Genomic DNA, 19,475 nt, shown 5'->3' on the forward strand with positions numbered 1-19,475 from the left:
TCCTTCTCCTTTTTCCCTCTGTGACTATGAGCTATGGGTCTGAGGTATCTGGCTAGTTTGTAACAACTCAAGGAATGTTAACGCCTCACATGGCCTTGACCAATAGAAGCCCTGTCCTTTCTCGCATTCAAGCTCTCTGAGTTGCTCGGCAACATCAAGGCTTTCCACCCCTTCGGCCACGACTTCGAGATTGAGACTATGGGCCATCTGAATGATGGCTTTTACAATGGCCTTGTCCTGATTACTGTGATTGATCTTACTCACAAAGCTGCGGTCAATTTTCAGCATATTAACGTCGAAACGCTGTAAATATCCCAGATTGCAATAACCGGTACCAAAATCGTCGATGGCGAGAATGACCCCCTGCTGTCGCAGTTTTTGCAGGCAAAGCTGCAAGCTCGGTTGCACATCCAGCAACAGTGACTCCGTCAACTCCAGAATCAGTGATGTGCCCGGTAACCCTGCCTGACGAAGGGCCTCTTGTACCTGCACCTCAAAATCACCGCGACGGAGCTGGATTGCAGACACATTCACAGAAATACTGAGTTGCTTATAACCCATTTCATGCCAGCGTTTGCATTGGATCACGGCTGTTTCCAATACCCAGCGGCCCAGTTCGATAATAAGCCCGGCGCGTTCAGCCAGGGGAATAAAGTCAACCGGTGAAATCCAGCCACGCTGAGGATGGTGCCAGCGTATCAGTGCTTCTGCTCCCACAATCTCACCGCTTTGAAGGTTAACTTTGGGCTGATAGTGCAAGCACAGTTGCTCGCTGACCAGAGCCTGACGCAAATCCTGAGTGAGTTGCAACACCTCCATCTCTGACTGATTCATGTCTTGGTTGTAAAAACAGTAGTTGTTGCGTCCTTTGTCTTTACAACTGTACATCGCTGTGTCTGCCTTTTGACACAAATCATCGAAACAGTCGCCGTCATTCGGCGCCAGCGCAATGCCGATAGAACCACTGACAATCAGCTCGTTGCCATTGATAAAAAAGGGACGCGCAATGCCCTGCAAAATGCGCTGCGCAAGCTGATGAATTTGCGCATCCTTTTCAAAGCTTTGGCTTAACACAACAAATTCATCGCCGCCGAAGCGACATACCGTATCTGATTCACGCAGCACACTGCACAAACGCTCTGCGACCTTTTTCAGAAACTCATCGCCCGAGGCATGTCCCAACGAATCGTTAATGGCCTTAAAATGATCCAAATCCAGAAATATCAGCGCGATTTTACTGTTTTCCCGGTGAGCGAGCGCAACCGACTTGTCAAACAACTCTTTCGCTAATCTTCTGTTGGGTAAGTTGGTCAGAGGATCGTGATTGTACAACCTCAGGATTTCGTCCTCTGACTGCATGACCTTGAGGTTTTCATAGGACAACTTTTCCAGCAGATTGCGCAAATCCCGGGATAATAACCACACGCTGAAGGACACGATTATCAGAATCGCACTGGTCAGAAATGCGCTGCTGAGGCTGGTCTCCTGTATCACATTGGTATACAGGTTGTACTCATTGACATAGCCCAGCAACATAACCGTAGCGAGCATATAAAGTAATAGTAATACCAGTAAGCCGTAGCTGGCGATTACGGCAGAAAAAAGCAGAATGGCCGGAAAAACCAGCAGGGCTTCGTCACCCAGACCACCATAAGTCCACATAAAGTAGCTGCTTGTAATGGTAAGCGATGTCAGAAAAAGGGCTGCGCCCACCTGCAAACGCCCATATTTAGCCACGTAGTAGCAAATCGCCAGTACCAGGGCCAGCACCCCGAGAATGGTGGCCGTCTGCCAGCTCCCGATCAACAGTCGCTGCACCATCACCACCATCAAACAAAATTCACTGGCGATAAGAATCTGACGTAATTTATCCAGCTTAAACACCAGTGCCTGGTCTGCAGACAAGGGTTTTAGGGGGCGGGAAGACGTCGTAGACGAATTATCAGACAAGAATACAGCTCAGTTAACCACAGTAAAATGAGTGTAGACTTGGCAGCAAAGTGGGTCAAAGAAGCAACATAAAATATTCGCACCTGATGTCAGTCAGAGACAGGTTTATTCGTTTTCGCAGCAACTGGCCTGAGTGAAGTCTGTCAGCTGTCACGACATTCAATCACTTACCCTTTCCAATATTATTACTGGCGACCATCTCACATCGCCTAAAACAGCCCGCCTCCGCATGTGCTTCAGTTTATTGCGCAGCCCCCTGCTTCATGGCTCGCTCACTGCGCCCTTCTTCTTTTTTCACCGGTAACCAGTCACTGAGGTTCCGCTCAATCAGATCGACCAGCATATCAATATGTTGCGGATCCGCATTGAGTGCCGGAATGTACTCATAACGTTTACCCCCTGCCTGCATAAAATACTCGCGATTCTCTTCCCCAATTTCCTCAATGGTTTCCAGGCAGTCGGCCGAAAAGCCGGGGCAAACGATTTGCACAGATTCCACGCCTTGAGCAGGCAGGCCTTTTAAGGTGGCATCGGTATAGGGTTTGAGCCATTCCTCTCTACCAAAACGGGACTGGAAGCTGGTCAGATAGTGTTGTGGATCCAGCCCCAGTTGCTCGGCAATCAGACGTGATGTCTTGAGACACTGACAATGATAAGGGTCACCATTATCCAGATAGCGCCGGGGAATACCATGGTAGGAGAACACTAACCTATCGGCTCTGCCGTGTGCCTGCCAATGGCTCTGTATTTTATTGGCAACGGCGCGGATATAGCCTTCATCATCGCAGTATTGGTTAATAAAGCGCAGTTCCGGCATCCAGCGCTTGCCTTGCAAATACTGACTGAGCTTGTCGAAGGTGGATGCCGTGGTCGAGGCGCAGTATTGTGGATACAGCGGCAACACTAGCAGCTTACGGACGCCATTTTTCAACATGCTGTCTACGGTGGTATCAATGGCGGGGTTGCCATACCGCATGGCAAACTCCACCTGCACATCATCGCCCCATTTTTGTGCAAGATGTTGGCGAATGCCCTTAGCCTGATCGCGGGTATGGAACAACAGTGGTGACCCTCGGTCGGTCCACACCGTTTTGTAGGCCGCTGCCGAACGAGCCGGCCGAATGTTTAAAATCACCAGATTCAGAATACACCACCAAATGAGGCGGGGCACCTCGACCACCCTCGGGTCAGACAAAAACTCTTTCAGATAACGTCTAAGCGCGGTTTTTGTCGGTTCATCAGGGGTGCCAAGATTGGTTACCAGCACCCCCACCTTGTCCGCTTGTTGATGACTGAATCCCTGGCTATTTCGATACTTCATTGTCTCTCCCTACCCGAACTACGGCTGATAATAAGTTTCCGCACCTGGTCCTACAGGCATCCCCAGCAGGAACACCCACACGTAGAAGAGTAGCGTCCAGCCGACAAAAAAGATCATAGAATAGGGCAACATCGTCGCCACCAGGGTGCCAATGCCGAGATTTTTCTTGTATTGACTGGCTACCGCCAGAATAAGCCCGAAATAGCTCATCATGGGGGTGATCAGATTGGTCACCGAGTCACCGATGCGATACGCCGCCTGAATCACTTCTGGTGCAAAACCCACCAGCATCAGCATAGGGACAAAAATCGGCGCGGTGACGGCCCATTGTGCCGAGGCGCTTCCTAGCGAAAGATTAACCATGGCACACATGAGGATGAACAGCACGAATACCTCCGGACCATCCAGTCCGAGGGCCTGAAGCATGGCTGCGCCTTTTACCGCCAAAACGGTACCCAGGTTAGTCCACTTAAAAAAAGCAACAAACTGCGCGGCAAAAAACACCAGCACAATATACATGCCCAGAGTACTCATCCCCTTGGACATCGCGTTGATAACATCCTTATCATTTTTCATCACACCCACTGTCTTGCCGTAGACAAAACCGGGAATAGCAAAGCTGATAAAGATAAAAGCGACAATACCACGCAAAAATGGCGAACCCGCCACCTCACCGGTCTCCGGGTGACGCAGAATCCCCCACTCAGGTACGATAGTCAGCGCCAATAAAGCACACACCAGTGCAAAGGCCACTCCCGCCAGTTTTAATCCCTTCTTTTCGGTTCCACTGAGGGCTTCCATTTTCTGCTCAGATAATTCGATACTGGCCTCTGAGGGATCATAATGACCCAGACGGGGTTCAACGATTTTTTCTGTCACCAGCGCCCCTAAGCCCGCAATCAGAAACGTACTGATTATCATAAAATACCAGTTAACTTCCGGACCCACGATATAGTCAGGGTCAATCATGTGGGCGGCGGCTTCTGTAATTCCCGACAATAGCGGGTCCACTGTGCCGAGCAACAGATTGGCACTATAGCCCCCGGATACCCCCGCAAAAGCTGCCGCAAGACCGGCCAGAGGATGACGACCGAGGGAGTGAAAGATCATCGCCGCAAGCGGGATAAGCACAACATACCCCAGCTCCGATGCCGTGTTGGAAAGAATACCGGCAAATACCACTGTGACAGTGACCATGCGTCTGGACGCGTTCATCACCAGTCCGCGCATGGCCGCTGACAGTAACCCCGAATGCTCCGCGATAGAGACGCCGAGCAGTGCCACCAGAACGGTGCCAAGGGGTGCAAATCCGGTAAAGTTCGTTACCAGTCCGGTGACTATCCTTGCCAGTCCCTCCGCGCTGAGCAACGACACCACATAAATGACACCATCTGGTGCTCTGCCCGCTGCATTTTCAGGCCGGGGATCCATGACACTGATGTCAAAGTAACCCAATACCCCGCTCAGCAAAACGATAAACAGGGCAAAGCTGGCAAACAGGGTTATTGGGTGAGGAAGTAGATTACCGGCCCACTCGACGGTCGCTAGAAAACGATTAAACCAACCATTATTTGAAACCTGCGAGACATTATTATTGGTGTTTTCTGTCTGCACCGGGACACTCCTTAACTGCATAACAATTTGTCAAAACCACATAGTTTACCTTAATCGCGGTTCGGAGGCACCGCACTGATAGCGCTAAAACTGGCCGAAACGTCGCGAAAAGTGAACGGAAAACAGATTTATTCGCTGAATAGGTTTGCAATCTCTGTTGTGCCATCTGTTTTGTCGGTATAACTAGGCTCCATTTTTTGCGTCGGCCAGACTGGCAGAAACCGGAATAGCAACAATCCAGTGAACACATCAAGCGCACAACAAAAAGGATTATGGGGGCTGAGTAAACCCTTGTTACTGGAACAGGCACTGCAATTCAGTGTGCCATTAATCGACACCCTTTTTCTCAGCATCATCAGTGATCACGCCGCTGCCGCAGCAGGAGCCATTGCCCCCATCCTGTTCTTGTGCGGCAATCTGCTGTGGGTCATCGTCTTTGCCGGCGCCAGTATTGCCAACCAAAGACTGGGGGCCGGCTTAAAAGACAAAGCCATTGCCACGATCTGGGTCTTTGCATTCTGGTGCATGATATTGAGCCTGATGCTTGCGGCGCTATTGTATTGGGGAATCGACCCGCTTATCGCCCTGATGGGGCTACCAGCACAAATGGCCGACTACGCCCATCACTATTTGCACGTGGCATTTGTCCTGGTGGTCATCTGGAGCGCCAAAGCCATCTGTCAATCAATACTGAATATGTTTGGCCTGCCCGGCTGGAACCTGCTCGCTAATCTTATCTATTTTCTCGCCAATCTGGTGGGTAACACCATTATCGTCTTTCAGCTTTTCGGTATACCGGATTACGGTATTACCGGTATCGCCTGGGCCAGCGTTATTGCCTCGTTGCTGGGTGTTCTGGTAAGCCTTGTGGCGATCGCTACTCAACTGCACCTGCCCTTTAAGTGGGGCGATATCAGGCGCCATTCCGCTTCAGTCAGTCAGAACCTGGTGCGAATTGGCGCGCCCAGTATTATTGAGCCGATATCCTTTGACCTGAATCTGATCATGCTCAACAGCTTGGCAGCGAAGGTCAGCGCGCTGGCGCTGACTGCCAAGATTTTTATTTTCAATACCTTTATGCTGGGTGTCATCATCTCGGTCGCCCTCACAACCGCCACTCAGATTCTGGTGACCCAAAAGGTGGGTGCCGGCAAACTGGCCCATGCCGATCAACAGCTCAGGCACAGTCTCAGAATATCCCTGATGGGCACAGGCGTCGTGGCCGTTATCCTCACGGCTTTCCATCATCCCATTATGGCCATGTACACTCAGGAGCAACAGTTACTTGGTGGTGCCGCCTGGTGGTTTTTACTGGCAGCATTATCGGAGCCCGGGCGCACCACCAACATCATGGTGGGCTTTAATCTGCGCGCCACCGGTGATGGCTGGTATATCTCCATCGCCGGACCACTCTTTACCTGGCTGGTCGCCCTGCCTATGGCTTATGTGATGGCGTTTATCCTGAACTGGGGATTAAGTGGGCTGCTACTGGGAGCCCTTTTGGATGAGTGCGGCCGCGCCCTGCTGTTCTGGAGACGCTGGCGACAACAACACTGGCACCACTCTCATATTCACGCCAGAGAAGCACGAAAAAACCCTGAGCGGGTCTGAGTTGTACACTAACTGACATTAAACTAAGGTTAGAAACTGTTGCCAGAATGCAAATAGGTGTTAGCATGCAGCCGCTAATCTGCTGCCTGTTAGTACGGCTTTTCAGGACAAGCTAAATACCTTTGGAGGATACTCATTTATGTCTCGCGTATTGATTATTGGTGCCGGTGGCGTCAGTTCCGTAACGGTCAAAAAATGTGCTCGTTTACCACAGCTTTTTGATGAAATTTATCTTGCCAGCCGCACCCTCTCTAAATGTGAGGCGTTGCAGCAGGAAGTCGGTGCAGATCGTCTCAAAGGGGTGTTTGCGGTTGATGCTGACGATGCCGGTGAAGTGATTGAGCTGATTAAAAGGGTCGAGCCGGATCTGGTTATCAATTTGGCACTGCCTTATCAGGATCTGCCTATCATGGACGCCTGTCTGGCCACAGGCGTGGATTATCTGGACACGGCAAACTATGAGCCTAAAGACGTGGCTAAATTTGAATATTCCTGGCAGTGGGCGTACCAGGATAAATTTAAAGACGCGGGTTTGATGGCACTGCTGGGGAGTGGATTCGACCCGGGTGTCACCAATGTGTTTACCGCTTATGCGGCCAAGCATCATTTTGACGAGATCCATTATCTGGATATCGTCGATTGTAATGGCGGCGATCATGGTAAAGCCTTCGCCACCAATTTTAATCCTGAGATTAATATCCGCGAAATTACCCAGCGCGGTCGTTACTGGGAAGACGGTCAGTGGAAAGAAACCGACCCCCTCTCTGTGCGTGAAGATCTGGATTATCAGAACATTGGTGTGCGCGCGTCTTACCTGATGTTCCATGAAGAGCTGGAATCGCTGGTTAAAAATTTCCCCAGTCTCAAACGCGCACGCTTCTGGATGACGTTCGGCGAAGCCTACCTGACGCACCTCAAGGTACTGGAAGGCATTGGCATGACCAGTATCGAACCCATTGACTTCCAGGGCCAGCCTATCGTTCCACTGGAATTCCTCAAGGCGGTACTGCCAAATCCGGGCTCCTTGTCTGAGGGTTATCAGGGCATGACCTGTATTGGCACCTACATCACCGGCGTCAAAGACGGTAAAGAGAAAACCATCTTCATCTACAACAATTGCGACCATGCCAAATGTCATGAAGAAGTTGGTGCCCAGGCGGTTTCTTACACCACCGGCGTGCCAGCTATGATCGGCGCGGCGCTGATGTTAAACGGTACCTGGAAAAAACCGGGGGTTTACAACATGGAAGAGTTTGACCCGGATCCCTTTATGGATATGCTCAATCAGCACGGACTGCCGTGGCAAGTGATTGAATGCGAGAAAAGTCCGTTTAAAAAATAAATGAAGCCAGTCGGACAGTACTCCGACGCACGGAGGTCGTGCTGCGGCCCGACCTCCCTTTGTTGTGGCAATGACCGAGGATAGTCAGCTTGAACGATCCAATGAATAACCCTGAAATTCCCTCACCCTGCTACGTACTCGAAGAGGCACGTTTAAAGGCGAACCTGGAGCTGATGCAGCGGGTTCAGAATGAGGCGGGTGTGAGCATTATTCTGGCCTTAAAAGGCTTTTCCATGTGGGCGACCTTCCCGCTGGTTGGCCAGTATTTGCAAGGTTGTACTGCCAGTTCAGTATGGGAAGCCAAACTGGCCAAGTATGAAATGGGTAAGGAAGTGCATGCCTATTCTCCTGCCTACAAGCAACAGGATATGGATGAGCTGGTTACGCTGGTAAACCACATTTCTTTCAACAGCCTGACCCAATGGCAACGTTATCGCCAGCAGGTAGCGCAGGCCGGCATTTCCATGGGATTACGCATTAACCCTGAGCATCGTGAAGCCGACACAGAGCTCTATGATCCCAGTGCACCGGGTTCCCGCCTGGGCGTGCGCAGCAATGAACTCGAAGGCATCGACCTCAGCGGCATAGAGGGCTTTCATGTGCATAATCTCTGTGAATGTGATTCCTTTGCTGCCGAGCGTACCCTGCAGGCGGTGGAAAAACGCTTTGGTCAGTACCTGCACCGGTTAAAGTGGCTGAATCTCGGTGGCGGCCATCTGATGACACGTCAGGGTTATGATGTGGACCATTTAATTCGCACATTAAAGGCATTCAGGGAAAAATATGATCTGGAGATCATTCTCGAACCTGGATCCGCCGTTGCCTGGCAGACGGGTCCGCTGGTGTCAGAGGTGGTGGATATCGTGAATAACGATGGCGCCATTGCGATTCTGGATATCTCAGCCACAGCACATATGCCCGACGTACTGGAAATGCCTTATCGACCCACGGTGCGTGGTGCCGGTGAGCGCGGCGAGAAAGCCTTTGACTATAAGCTGGGGGGCAATTCCTGTCTGGCAGGCGATGTCATCGATTACTACAGTTTTGATCACGAATTGCAGGTTGGCGAGCGCGTCATCTTCGAAGACATGATTCACTACACCATGGTCAAAACCACCTTCTTCAACGGTGTGGAGCACCCCTCTATCGGCATTCTGCATACCGATGGCACCTTTGAACTGGTGCGTCAGTTCGCCTATGAGGACTTTCGCAACAAACTTTCATAATCCTTCATAGCTTTACAAATGCCCTGTCCACCAGGGCGTCGCAGTCCACTGATTCAGGCAAGGTTCCATACTGGTGATAACCTCGTTCGTTCAGGCGAGATTGCACAAAGGCATCGGCAATCCATGGCTCTGCGTAGGACAGCAAGGTCGCGGCTTGCCAGGCAAGCGCGAGGTGTTCCATCACCTGTCTGGCCCGATAGGGCAGCTGAGCATGATCGGTGAGGACCTGGTGCAATCCATCCAGATAGCGGTCATAGCACTCATAACGACCCCGGGGGAGCTCAAGCTCGGCTAACAGTGCGTTGAGTGAATCAGGCTCTTTTTGCAACACGCGCAGTAAATCCAGACATTGCACATTGCCCGACCCTTCCCAGATTGAATTCACCGGCGCCTCACGGTACAGACGACTGCAAATATTGTCATTTACATAACCTACCCCGCCAATACACTCCATGGCTTCAAAGCTATGTTGTACTGCACGTTTGCAGATCCAGTATTTACCAATGGAGGTGGCGCTGCGCACCAGAGCCGCTTCACTGACCTGTGTTTGGTTATCCAGGGCATGGGCAATGCGCATCGACACGGCCAGGGCGGCTTCCGCCTCCAGCGCCAGATCCGCGAGCACGTTCAGCATCAGGGGCTGTTGATGCAAGGGTTTGCCGAAAGCCTCTCTGCCTCCGGTATGCCAGATGGCCTCTCTGACGCCTTGTGCCATCAGTGCACTGGAGCCTAGCATACAATCGTAACGGGTTAAGGCTACCATCTCGATGATAGTGCGGATCCCCTGACCTTCGTCACTGAGCAGCCATCCCTGGGCCCCGCGCAGTTCGATCTCCGAACTGGCGTTAGAGTGATTCCCCAGTTTATCCTTAAGACGTTGAATATAAATGGCATTTCGGGTGCCATCTTGACACCAACGGGGAACCAGAAAACAGGACAATCTGTCACCGGTTTTAGCCAGCATTAAAAACCCGTCACACATGGGCGCACTGCAAAACCATTTGTGCCCCACAAGGGAATAGAGCTGCCCCGGCCCGGCCTCACCCAGAGGGGTTGCGACGGTAGTATTAGCCCGCACATCTGAGCCCCCTTGTATTTCCGTCATCGCCATACCAATGGTCACACCGCCTTTTTCAAAATAGGGCTTATTGCCACTGTCATATTCTGTTGCGGTGATAAGCGGCAGCCACACTGCGGCCACATCGGCCTGCCTGGAAATAGCCGGTACGCTGGCGAAAGTCATTGTCAGCGGACAACCTGATCCCGGATCCGCCTGATTGTGAAGATAGGCCATGGCGGCTCTGACCACATGGGAGCCTGGCTGATGATGGGTCCATGGCAGGCTGGTGTGTCCGGCTTCAATGGCATGGCCCATCAACTGGTGATAGGCCGGATGATAGTTAACCTGTTCGATGCGATGCCCGAAGCGGTCATGGGACTGAAACTCAGGCAACGATTTATTAGCCGCAAAGCCCGCTGCCAGCAGATCATGTCCTGTACGCCGCCCAAATTCAGTAAGGCGCGATCCTCCCCAGCTACCACCAAACCGGTTGACCCAGTACTGCAGTGCCGGGTCATGAAGGTAAGCATTGTAGTTTTCCAGCGCCAGGGGCTGATTAAACACCTCATGCGTTTTAGCAAAATGGTCACTGTTTTTTCGTGTCATGATCTTGCTCCTCTGCCTCCATCACACCACTTTGCAGCACCAACGCCAGCTCTCCTGCTGGTCGCTCCACCATGCGATACTGCTCACGGGTGTCATCCTTAATAATAATAGTGGGGGTATAAAGCAGATTAAACTGCTGCGCCAATCCCTGCGGGTCACGCTTATCCAGGCCCACGGCGATGAGTTGCAGCGCCTCTATTTCAACGCCGGACACATCCAGCAACTTTAGCAATCGGGGAACTTCACGCTGACTGTCATGGCACCAGGTTCCCAGAAATACCAGCACAGACTTACCCTTCAAGGCCTGCATGGCCTCCAGTTCCCGTGGACCTGGCTGAAACCGCTGATACGCCTGCTCAAATTCTGCAAACTGTGAGCGCAACTGCCCGCCGGTTATGGGTCCCAATGCGGCCTCGCCGTTATGTGCCGACACACAGGCAGTTAAACACAGCCCACCGAGCAGGAAGAGAAAAAAATGACGCATGATGTCATGACTCCATAAAATGATTGGTGCTTGATCCATTATGTTTTAAAAACAGTCATCGTTGCCAGAGTAAACCGACTATGCTTTATGCGCTGTTTGGATATTTGACGAATAGCACACACCACCAATTACCGTTAGCTTGTTCAGCTGTGGCTCTATCGTTGTTCGTTAATTGGCGTTCTGTTGATAAAACTCAAAGGAAGCAATAATGAATAATCTGATTACAAAACTTGCCATGACCCTGATGGTGAGCCTGTTGTTCAGTGTCGGCATGGTCGCGCAGGCAACCGAAAAGCTGGCGGAGTCCTGGGTGATGACGCCTAAAGAAGGCAAGAGCGATGATTTCCGCAAAGCACTAAAAGAACATGTGGCACACCGGGTTACTTTGCAAGATCCGCGCAAGTGGAAAATCTATACTCCTGTGCTGGGTGACAAACTGGATCGCTTTATCATCCGCGCCTGCTGCTTCGAATGGAAAGATCAGGATCAGTATATGGCCTGGAACAAAGAAAAAAATCCGATGCAGCATTGGCAGAAAAAAGCCGACAAACTGGTCCATTCTTACGCCCATCATTTATCCACAGTAGACAGTGAAAACAGTCATTGGCCAGCGGACCTCAGCTATAGCTATGTGGGTGTGACCAATATGCAGGTAAAAGCTGGCCACTGGTCCGCCATGAAGGCAGATCTTGCCACCATGAGCAGCATAGCCAAAACCCACAATTGGCCTTATCACTGGGGATGGACCTATTCAGTAGGAGGGCCACGCAGTGTCAGTCTGGTTATCCCTTACAACAATTACGCCGATATGGCGCCCCCCGAACAGAAGTTCAGTGAGCTGTTAGTCAAACACTTTGGCGATAAGGACAAAGCCCAGGCTTTCATGCAGGGCTGGTCTGATCATTTTGATACCAACGAGTATCAGATTTACCGCTTAAATACCGAGCTTTCGATGATGTAACCGCCGCCTTTAACGGTAAACAAGGCGTACTGTCAGCGATACCCTTCACCTAAGGCCGCTGTTCGCGTTGAGCAATAAGTCAGGGACGCATCAGCGTCCCTGAACTTTTCAGTGTGATATACCGCCTGGCCCCTCAGCCTGATGCAGGCGCACAGCCAGGAGCATTACCAGAGTCCTTTTTCATAGGAGAATCAACAAGTCAGCCTGCACCTATTCGTCAGCGTACAAATACTGCCACCACTGTGGCTGCTGTTTTAAATGCTTGTCAAAATAAGCCAGTATGGTGGACCACCAATGAAAGCTCTTCTCGCGACTGAGAATGTGGTGGTTGTCGCCTTTATACTCCACCAGTTCCACATCCTTACCCAGCAGTTTCAATGCAGTGTACATTTGCTGACTCTCACCAGGCGGCACATTGGTATCGGCGTCACCATGGATCAATAACATCGGATTGCTGATTTTATCGGCATGGAACAATGGACTCTGCTCGGTATACAGCTCGGCATTATTCCAGGGGAAGCTGCCTCTTGAGGCGACACCGGAATACAATGCCCCCCACCAGCCTTCGCCCCAGTATGAGGCGATGTTGGCAATACCCGCGTGAGAAACTGATGCGGCATACATATCGGTCTGGGTCGCCAGATACATGGTCATAAAGCCGCCATAAGAGGCACCAAGATGGCCAACCTTGTTCTTATCGACATAGGGGTGGGCATCTAAAAACGCCTTCGTTCCCTGCATAATATCCGCAGCAGTGTACTCACCCCAGGCATTCACATGGCGCGCAGAGAACTGCTGGCCAAAGCCATAGGCGCCTGAGGGTTGCAGCACATACACCACGTAACCCTGAGCGGCCCACAAATTAAACGGATAGCGACCGGTAAATGCGCGGCTCACGGGCGATGTACCGCCATAATAGTAAACCAGCGCCGGATACTGCTGCTGTTTATCCAGATCATGGGGAAGGTAGACCCGCCCTTTAATTTTGTCACCACGGTCGTTAACGAAATCAAATTCCTGCATCTTTGGAATACGGGTATGTTGATAGTCTTGCGACGCATCCCAGAGTTTTTTGGCGTCGCGATCCCACTTCTGGGTATACAAAGCCTGTGGTAATGACGCTGAGGTGCCGGCGTAAACCAATCTGGGGGTGTTACCTTTGGCCACGGCGACCTGGTCTATCACATCCAGTTTGGGTGATAGCAGAGTGTAGCGATTGTTTTTAAAGCCGTACAAGCGGGTTCGGCTTTCATCGGTCACCGTCAGCACCAGCTGATTGTGACCCACGGAGCGCATAGAGGTAATGGCCGGATCGAATTGTGTCGACAATGCTGTAACACCGCTGCCATCCAGCTGCATATGGTACAGCTGGCCATCATAGTCATTGGCTGTCTGACCGGCGCCCACCGCTAACCCTTTGCCTTGTGCGAAGTTTGGCCCGCCTAAAGCGTAAAGACCCTTGTCACTATATACGGCGCCGTTTAGCGCCCAGTATTCACCTATCAACCGCTCTTGCAAGGAGGACAGGTTGAGTTCATAGAGTGCACTTTTACCATGGGGGGGCTGACTGTAATCCACCACAGAGCGCATCAGCAACAATCGCTGTTTGTCATCACTGATATCCAGCAAATACGTGCTGCTGTCGGCCTGAGTTAGCTGGCGAATCAGTCCCGATTGCATATCCAGCTGATATAACTGACTGTTATCACGCCAATAGGACCAGCGATCTTGCAGAGACTGATAACGCTTTACCAGCTTGCCATCGTCTTTGCCGTCCTGTTTCCAGCTGAATATCAGTGTATTGTCATCGAGGAAACGAAAACCGGAAACATCGTCTACCCCCTCTGCCAGAGTGCGTGTTTCAAAGCTACTCAAATCCAGACTTAGCAGGCGTTCTCCCTGCAGATACACCAGCGCCTCACTGGAAGGAGTAAAAGTGGCACCGGCCATGGAGTCCGACCACCGGTGTTTGATGCTGGCGGAATCCAACGCCACCAGCTCAGTATGGGTTATGGGGGTATCACCGCTATGCTGTTCATAATGACGATAACCGACCAGCGCATACTCACCATCATCAGACACGTTCAGGGATGACACGACCTGACTGTCGTAAAGCTGCTGCATAGACAGACGATGCGCAGCACCATCTGCCAGGGCCACCTCATCCCATTCGGCTTTACCAATAAACTCAAAGCCTGGAGCCTTTTCCTCTTCGGTTCCCTGAGCCAGGATTACCAACCGATGTTCTCCGTTTATCAGCGCCAGTTTGTAGCCTTTCTCTCCTTTTTCCGCCACCGTGCCCGCTACAAAAACCTTTGGTTTTTTCAGCCCGGTTATCACCAGTTCGCCCTGTGTAAAACGCTGTACGGACAAGGTCAGGGTATAAGCCATCAAGCCTGCCTGCGAGCCTGTAATTTCAGCGGCCGTGCTCCAGGGATAGGTCTGTCCAAAGGCCTCAAGGGGGGCCATGCCCGCTTCCATAACCTGCGCCTGCGTTTGCTGATACATGGCATCCAGGTGCGGACTGTCCATGCTTTGCTGAAAAGGAATCGGACCGACCACCCGTATCCTCTTGCTATCCAGCATTTGTGAATGCACCAGCGAAGGCGCAAGAATAATCAATAAAATCAATAATTTGTACATGGACTTCCTTATATTCTTGAAAGCTTCAGCGGACCTTTTTTACGACCAATCCGCATAGTCAGCGGTTCACTCTGGGCGAACCGCTGACTATGCGGATTGCTTTTTTATCTGCAACGAGCCTATCAGAGGTGCCGGTTCAGGTATCGTAAAACACGATAACTTACCCGAATTCAAAGACAATTTGCCAGCAAAGGCACAGGGTTAAACCCGCGCCTTGTGTGCTAATCCATTGACACCCGCATCACTCCGCCTTTGTATAACCCCAGGTACAGGTGCTGCTGATGCACTGTCATGCTGTGAACGCCACCGAAAAGCTCACCATCAGGGTGCTGAAATTGCTCCCAGGTTTGTCCTCCGTCTTCGCTGCGCTCAAGAATAAGTGGCTGGGGTTGGTCATAGTCTTTGTTCCAACCCGCGGTATAGAGGATATTCTTGTCCTTGGGGTCGAGCACAAGGTCAAAGTAAAAGCGATAATCTTCATTGGTATGTAACGCCTGCCAGGTCTCTCCGTTGTCACTGGTTTTGATGATGCCACCCTCGCCCGTGATGAAAATCACATGGTGCAGGTCAGGATCGAAGACGATGTCTTTGACGGTGCTGGGAACAGGCAGTAATTCGTCAATGCCGGGGAATTCACTGTAGGCCATGGAATCGGTACGATAATGCATCAACAGCGGATTTTCGATGGCCCCCTGTCCGCCATACCAGATATCGATGCCATTTTGATTGATAGCAAGCGCTGACATCCCCGTTGCAAAGGCGTTCCAGTTGCCCGCCAGCAGTTGCCAGTTTCTGCCGAAATCCTCGGAAACGGCCAGCACGTTGTACCCCACTGCATAGAGCTTAGCCTCATGGTACTGCAGGCGTCTGATGGGTTCTCCCATATCAGCCGGTGACAACGCGCCGCCGCCAAAGTTATGCGTCACCAGCTCCCAGCTGTCACCCTGGTCAAGACTTTCAGCAAGCAGGGCGTTTTCTTTGTGCCTGTAACTGATCAGCAGGTGTTCGTCATTGACTATGGCGATATCTATGATGTCCCACTCTTCATGGGTAAGACGTTGCCATTGATCATTTTGCTGGTGACGATAAAGCCCCTGATCGGTTGCAGCATAGAGTTGCTGCTGATGACTGACCAGACGATGGACAATATGCTGGTTGAGTCCGGCAGCACTGAAACCGGGCTGATAGGGGGGTTCCACAATAGGGTTGCCGGCTTCAATACTGCCATTACAGGCGGTCAGCCATAAGATGCTGCCAAGCAAAAAAAGGGCTTTGAAGTGAGACATAAATACTCCCGCGGGTCGTTTTTGCGATACCCACAGAGTGCACCCGAGCCAAGGTTTTATCTCGTTCAGATTTGTGTCGAATTGTTACTTTTTGTCCGCTTTTGGATGACCCTCTTCGTCCAGTTTGGTCAGCGCGACGGCATTGATGCAATAGCGCAACCCGGTAGGAGGCGGTCCGTCCGGAAAAACATGACCAAGGTGCGCGTCACACACATTGCACAGAGACTCAATACGCTGCATGCCGTGAGAATCATCCAGATGATAGGCCACCGCATTCTCCTGTGCTGGCTGCGTAAAAGATGGCCAGCCACTGCCACTGGCAAACTTCTGCGTTGCATCAAAAAGCAGTGAGCCGCAGCACACACAGGCGTATCGCCCCGGCTCAATGGCTTCACACAGCCCTGAACTGAAAGGACGTTCCGTGCCTTTTTCCCGGGTAATGGCATAAGCGTTATCAGTTAACTGCTCGCGCCATTGTGCCTGTGTTTTTTGCACACGGCGCGGCGGCGTTGGATTACCTTTAGTCGCAAACTGCATTACCGCATTCCAATCGAGCATACTTTTCTCCTCTATTAACACCTTATAACAAGGTCACGACGCCCAACCCTGAGAGTCTCAGAAAATGTTCAAATAACCGCTGCTTATGACTTTGCGATGGAACGGACAGATACACCTCAGGCGGATGCGGTGTTTCAAACTCAGCACGCAACGCCTTGAGCGCATCAAAGCCGTCACTCACACTGAGCTCACCCCAGCTATTCAGGATAATCACCCGCAAACTATCCACTTCAGACTTAAGACGACGACTTTCGAAATTCATTACCGCCATCACCTTCTGCACCCTCACCGGGGCTAACAACGCCGCCCGGCTCAGGGTCGATACTCTGACCGGAGGAAAGACCTGCTGCAAATGTGCCACCAGCAGACTCAGATCCTCTTCTTTGACCGGCTCGGTGTGATAATCCAGATAAAGGCGAGTCTGACCGTCAATAATTTTGTTCCACACGGCCCAAAGTAACAGGTCGATGGGGTTGTCACCGGATTTGAGCAATACATTACTCAACCCCTCTGCATCGCAGTTAATCTGATTACCGCTGTAAAGAGACCATTCCCGCTTCTGGTTAGCCGATGGTCTGGCTTTCACCGTCGCTACCGAACAATATAATTCATCATCAAAAGCGCTGCGCAGATACTCTATTTTATCTGCACGTTTACTGTAGTACGTCTCCAGTTTGCGACCGATAACCGTCATATCTTCCTGACTAACCGTCTGCTCAGACAAGCGGATCGCCGACGAAATGCGGCGGTAACAGAGGATCAAAAAGCCGTGAATCTGCCGGCTCAGCGCGGAGAGCTCGCGAAAACTCCAGTGACTGAGGTTATCCAGTCGCTCAATGTATTCTTCACTCCATCCCCATTGCTGCACATAACTGGCCAGGATCTGACGTTTAAAGGTGTGCTCCTTTTCCGGCACCTTCTGACTCAACCGACAACCACACTTGATGTACAGACACAATTGCAGCAATTCAACTATCTGAGCTTCATTCACGGCCTGATAGTGCTGGATAAGTTCGTCAAACATCAGGGCATAGGGGTCTACATGCTCCAGCTCCCCGGGTGCACGGACTCCGCTATGGACCTTACGTTTAAGCACATTACACAGAGGTTGCCTGTGCTTCAGGTTGTGCAAAAACACTTCCAGTTTCGCCATTTTCAGTACCGACTTAAAAGGAGAGTCCATGGCCTTACTGATCTGCCAGATAGCCGCGCCAAACAGCTCGCCAGAGTCCATCTCCTGTAAGTTGCCCAGATCCATAAACAATCTTGGATCCGGTGGCTGATTAGGTTTCAGCGAGCCAATCAGTTCCTGATAGTGCGTATCGGAAATCTTGTCCGGCATCAGCCACCAGAACGGCAGCTTGCCGGCCACCACCACATTGGTGGTGTAAAATTCGGCCTTGAGAAACAGCGCCTGCGCCGAACCCGAGCTTTCCTCATCGGCCTCACCAAAATCATTAAGCTGCACTTTTTCGATGTCGGATAAAAAGAAGTGCACTTCCAGGCCTTGCTCCTCTGCCCACTTTTCCACCAGGGTGAGCTTTTTCTGTAACAAGCTTCGCGGTTTGGGCTTAAGCCGGTTGCCATGAACACAGACCCAGAAATCAAAGTCAGAGGAGGATGACTGCGCGATCGTGCCAATACTGCCCATCAGCGCTAAAGACTCAATTGCACGTCGTTTTGGCCAAAGCGCACGTATTTTCTCAGCACTGGCTGTGGATGCACCGAATACGGTTAACAAGGCTTCACTGACTTGTTTTCGTAATGAGTAATGATTGATGCCAAAAGGCACATCAGCATGGTCAATATATCCCGGAAAGTCCGGATGGTTGACATGCAGTAAAAAGGGCAGCACGTGAAAAAGGGGGCGCTTGTCTTCAGGCATCAGCGCCAATGCTCGCTCATTGCGGGCTTTGTTATACCTTAATACCCGCAACAGACGTATGGCCAGGTTATGCTGAATGGTGTGCTTTTGTGCCGTCATAGATTCTCTGTATAGGCCCGTAAATTTTGGTTTTCAATACAGGACATGTCTGTAAGAATGGCCCATCAGGCGGGAAAATTCATGCTGTAATCCGCGACCTCTGTTCGGGTGCTGAGCATAGCCCCGCTGTTCAGGCTGGATTAAGCCATCCAATCTACACTGGTATTCTCTTATATTCTCAGGAAGCGACAATGAAAAAAAGTATTATTGCAGTTGCCATTTCAGCCCTGGTGCTGGGTGGCTGTGCGGCCAACAGCAGCAACACCCAAAAAGGCGCGGGAATTGGTGCCGTTGCCGGTGCCTTGCTGGGAAAAGCCACCGGTGATAACGCCAAAAGCCGCTACGTCTGGGGCGCGGCGGTAGGCGCCTTGGCTGGCGCCGCGATTGGTAATTATATGGACAAGCAAGAGCAGGCATTTCGCGAGGAACTTGCTGACAGTGGCGTTTCAGTGCAGCGAAACGGCGACGAATTAACCCTGCAGCTTCCAGGTCAGATCACCTTTGCCACTGGCAGCGCCAATATTTCCTCACAGTTTCACACCGTACTGGATGATGTGGCGAAGGTGTTGAATAAGTATGAGAAAACCACCCTGATGATCGAGGGACACACTGACGATACCGGCACAGCACAGGGTAATCAGGCTTTGTCTGAAGCCCGGGCTAATGCCGTGCGCCAATATCTGGTGAGTCGTCAGGTGGATATGCGCAGGATAACCACGATCGGTCTCGGCCAGTTCCAACCGCTGGTTGCCAACACCAGTGAACAGAACCGCCAGCAAAATCGCCGCGTAGAACTGCGCATTTTACCCAACAAGCAGTAAATAAAAGC

Annotated in this window: 14 protein-coding genes; 5 read left to right on the forward strand and 9 right to left on the reverse strand. The window is 51.4% G+C overall.

Features of this window, described 5'->3' with window-relative positions; all coding sequences use genetic code 11:
• Positions 1-24: 24 nt before the first annotated feature.
• The 3 genes from CCY32_RS07700 to CCY32_RS07710 all read right to left on the reverse strand — a co-directional run bounded on the left by CCY32_RS07700 (position 25) and on the right by CCY32_RS07710 (position 4,885).
• Positions 25-1,950: an EAL domain-containing protein gene (locus tag CCY32_RS07700; RefSeq protein ID WP_141096192.1), complete on the reverse strand. Its 1,926-nt coding sequence runs from the start codon at positions 1,948-1,950 to the stop codon at positions 25-27.
• A gap of 241 nt (positions 1,951-2,191) precedes the next feature.
• Positions 2,192-3,271, reverse strand: coding sequence for a ferrochelatase (gene hemH / locus CCY32_RS07705; protein ID WP_088330017.1), 1,080 nt, complete (start codon positions 3,269-3,271; stop codon positions 2,192-2,194).
• 18 nt (positions 3,272-3,289) lie between these two features.
• Positions 3,290-4,885 carry an AbgT family transporter gene (locus CCY32_RS07710; protein ID WP_246840558.1) on the reverse strand — a complete coding sequence of 532 codons (1,596 nt, stop codon included), beginning with the start codon at positions 4,883-4,885 and terminating at the stop codon, positions 3,290-3,292.
• 240 nt (positions 4,886-5,125) lie between these two features.
• Here CCY32_RS07710 and CCY32_RS07715 point away from each other — a divergent pair, with 240 nt between their 5' ends.
• The 3 genes from CCY32_RS07715 (at position 5,126) to nspC (ending at position 9,064) form a co-directional block, all read left to right on the forward strand.
• Positions 5,126-6,496 (forward strand): MATE family efflux transporter, encoded by a 1,371-nt coding sequence (locus tag CCY32_RS07715; RefSeq protein ID WP_168171452.1) that lies wholly within the window; start codon positions 5,126-5,128, stop codon positions 6,494-6,496.
• A 139-nt stretch (positions 6,497-6,635) separates the two neighbouring features.
• The gene (locus CCY32_RS07720; protein ID WP_088330020.1) at positions 6,636-7,838 is read left to right on the forward strand and encodes a saccharopine dehydrogenase family protein; all 1,203 of its coding nucleotides are present in this window, start codon (positions 6,636-6,638) and stop codon (positions 7,836-7,838) included.
• An 89-nt stretch (positions 7,839-7,927) separates the two neighbouring features.
• A complete protein-coding gene (gene nspC / locus CCY32_RS07725; RefSeq protein WP_088330021.1) occupies positions 7,928-9,064 on the forward strand; it encodes a carboxynorspermidine decarboxylase in 1,137 nt (378 codons plus the stop codon).
• A 4-nt stretch (positions 9,065-9,068) separates the two neighbouring features.
• Here the strand turns inward: nspC and CCY32_RS07730 are convergent, their stop codons facing one another.
• Together CCY32_RS07730 and CCY32_RS07735 are read right to left on the reverse strand one after the other, a co-directional pair.
• Positions 9,069-10,730: an acyl-CoA dehydrogenase family protein gene (locus CCY32_RS07730; RefSeq protein WP_088330022.1), complete on the reverse strand. Its 1,662-nt coding sequence runs from the start codon at positions 10,728-10,730 to the stop codon at positions 9,069-9,071.
• Positions 10,711-11,214, reverse strand: a complete 504-nt coding sequence (locus tag CCY32_RS07735; protein WP_141096193.1) for a thioredoxin — start codon at positions 11,212-11,214, stop codon at positions 10,711-10,713. The genes CCY32_RS07730 and CCY32_RS07735 overlap by 20 nt, the downstream gene beginning before the upstream one ends.
• A 208-nt stretch (positions 11,215-11,422) precedes the next feature.
• Here CCY32_RS07735 and CCY32_RS07740 point away from each other — a divergent pair, with 208 nt between their 5' ends.
• Positions 11,423-12,175 (forward strand): hypothetical protein, encoded by a 753-nt coding sequence (locus CCY32_RS07740; protein ID WP_088330024.1) that lies wholly within the window; start codon positions 11,423-11,425, stop codon positions 12,173-12,175.
• Between the two features lie 210 nt (positions 12,176-12,385).
• Here the strand turns inward: CCY32_RS07740 and CCY32_RS07745 are convergent, their stop codons facing one another.
• The 4 genes from CCY32_RS07745 to CCY32_RS07760 all read right to left on the reverse strand — a co-directional run bounded on the left by CCY32_RS07745 (position 12,386) and on the right by CCY32_RS07760 (position 18,646).
• Positions 12,386-14,818 (reverse strand): prolyl oligopeptidase family serine peptidase, encoded by a 2,433-nt coding sequence (locus CCY32_RS07745; protein ID WP_088330025.1) that lies wholly within the window; start codon positions 14,816-14,818, stop codon positions 12,386-12,388.
• A gap of 221 nt (positions 14,819-15,039) precedes the next feature.
• A complete protein-coding gene (locus tag CCY32_RS07750; protein WP_088330026.1) occupies positions 15,040-16,104 on the reverse strand; it encodes a hypothetical protein in 1,065 nt (354 codons plus the stop codon).
• Between the two features lie 84 nt (positions 16,105-16,188).
• Entirely contained in the window at positions 16,189-16,662 is a 474-nt protein-coding gene (gene msrB, locus CCY32_RS07755; protein ID WP_088330027.1) for a peptide-methionine (R)-S-oxide reductase MsrB, read from the reverse strand.
• Between the two features lie 22 nt (positions 16,663-16,684).
• Entirely contained in the window at positions 16,685-18,646 is a 1,962-nt protein-coding gene (locus tag CCY32_RS07760) for a class I adenylate cyclase (RefSeq protein ID WP_088330028.1), read from the reverse strand.
• A 191-nt stretch (positions 18,647-18,837) separates the two neighbouring features.
• On the opposite strand from CCY32_RS07760, the gene CCY32_RS07765 reads away from it, so the two are divergent.
• Complete coding sequence (locus CCY32_RS07765) at positions 18,838-19,467, forward strand: OmpA family protein (protein ID WP_088330029.1); 630 nt, start codon at positions 18,838-18,840, stop codon at positions 19,465-19,467.
• Positions 19,468-19,475 lie beyond the last annotated feature (8 nt).

Source organism: Lacimicrobium sp. SS2-24, assembly GCF_002201535.1.
GTDB lineage: Bacteria > Pseudomonadota > Gammaproteobacteria > Enterobacterales > Alteromonadaceae > Lacimicrobium.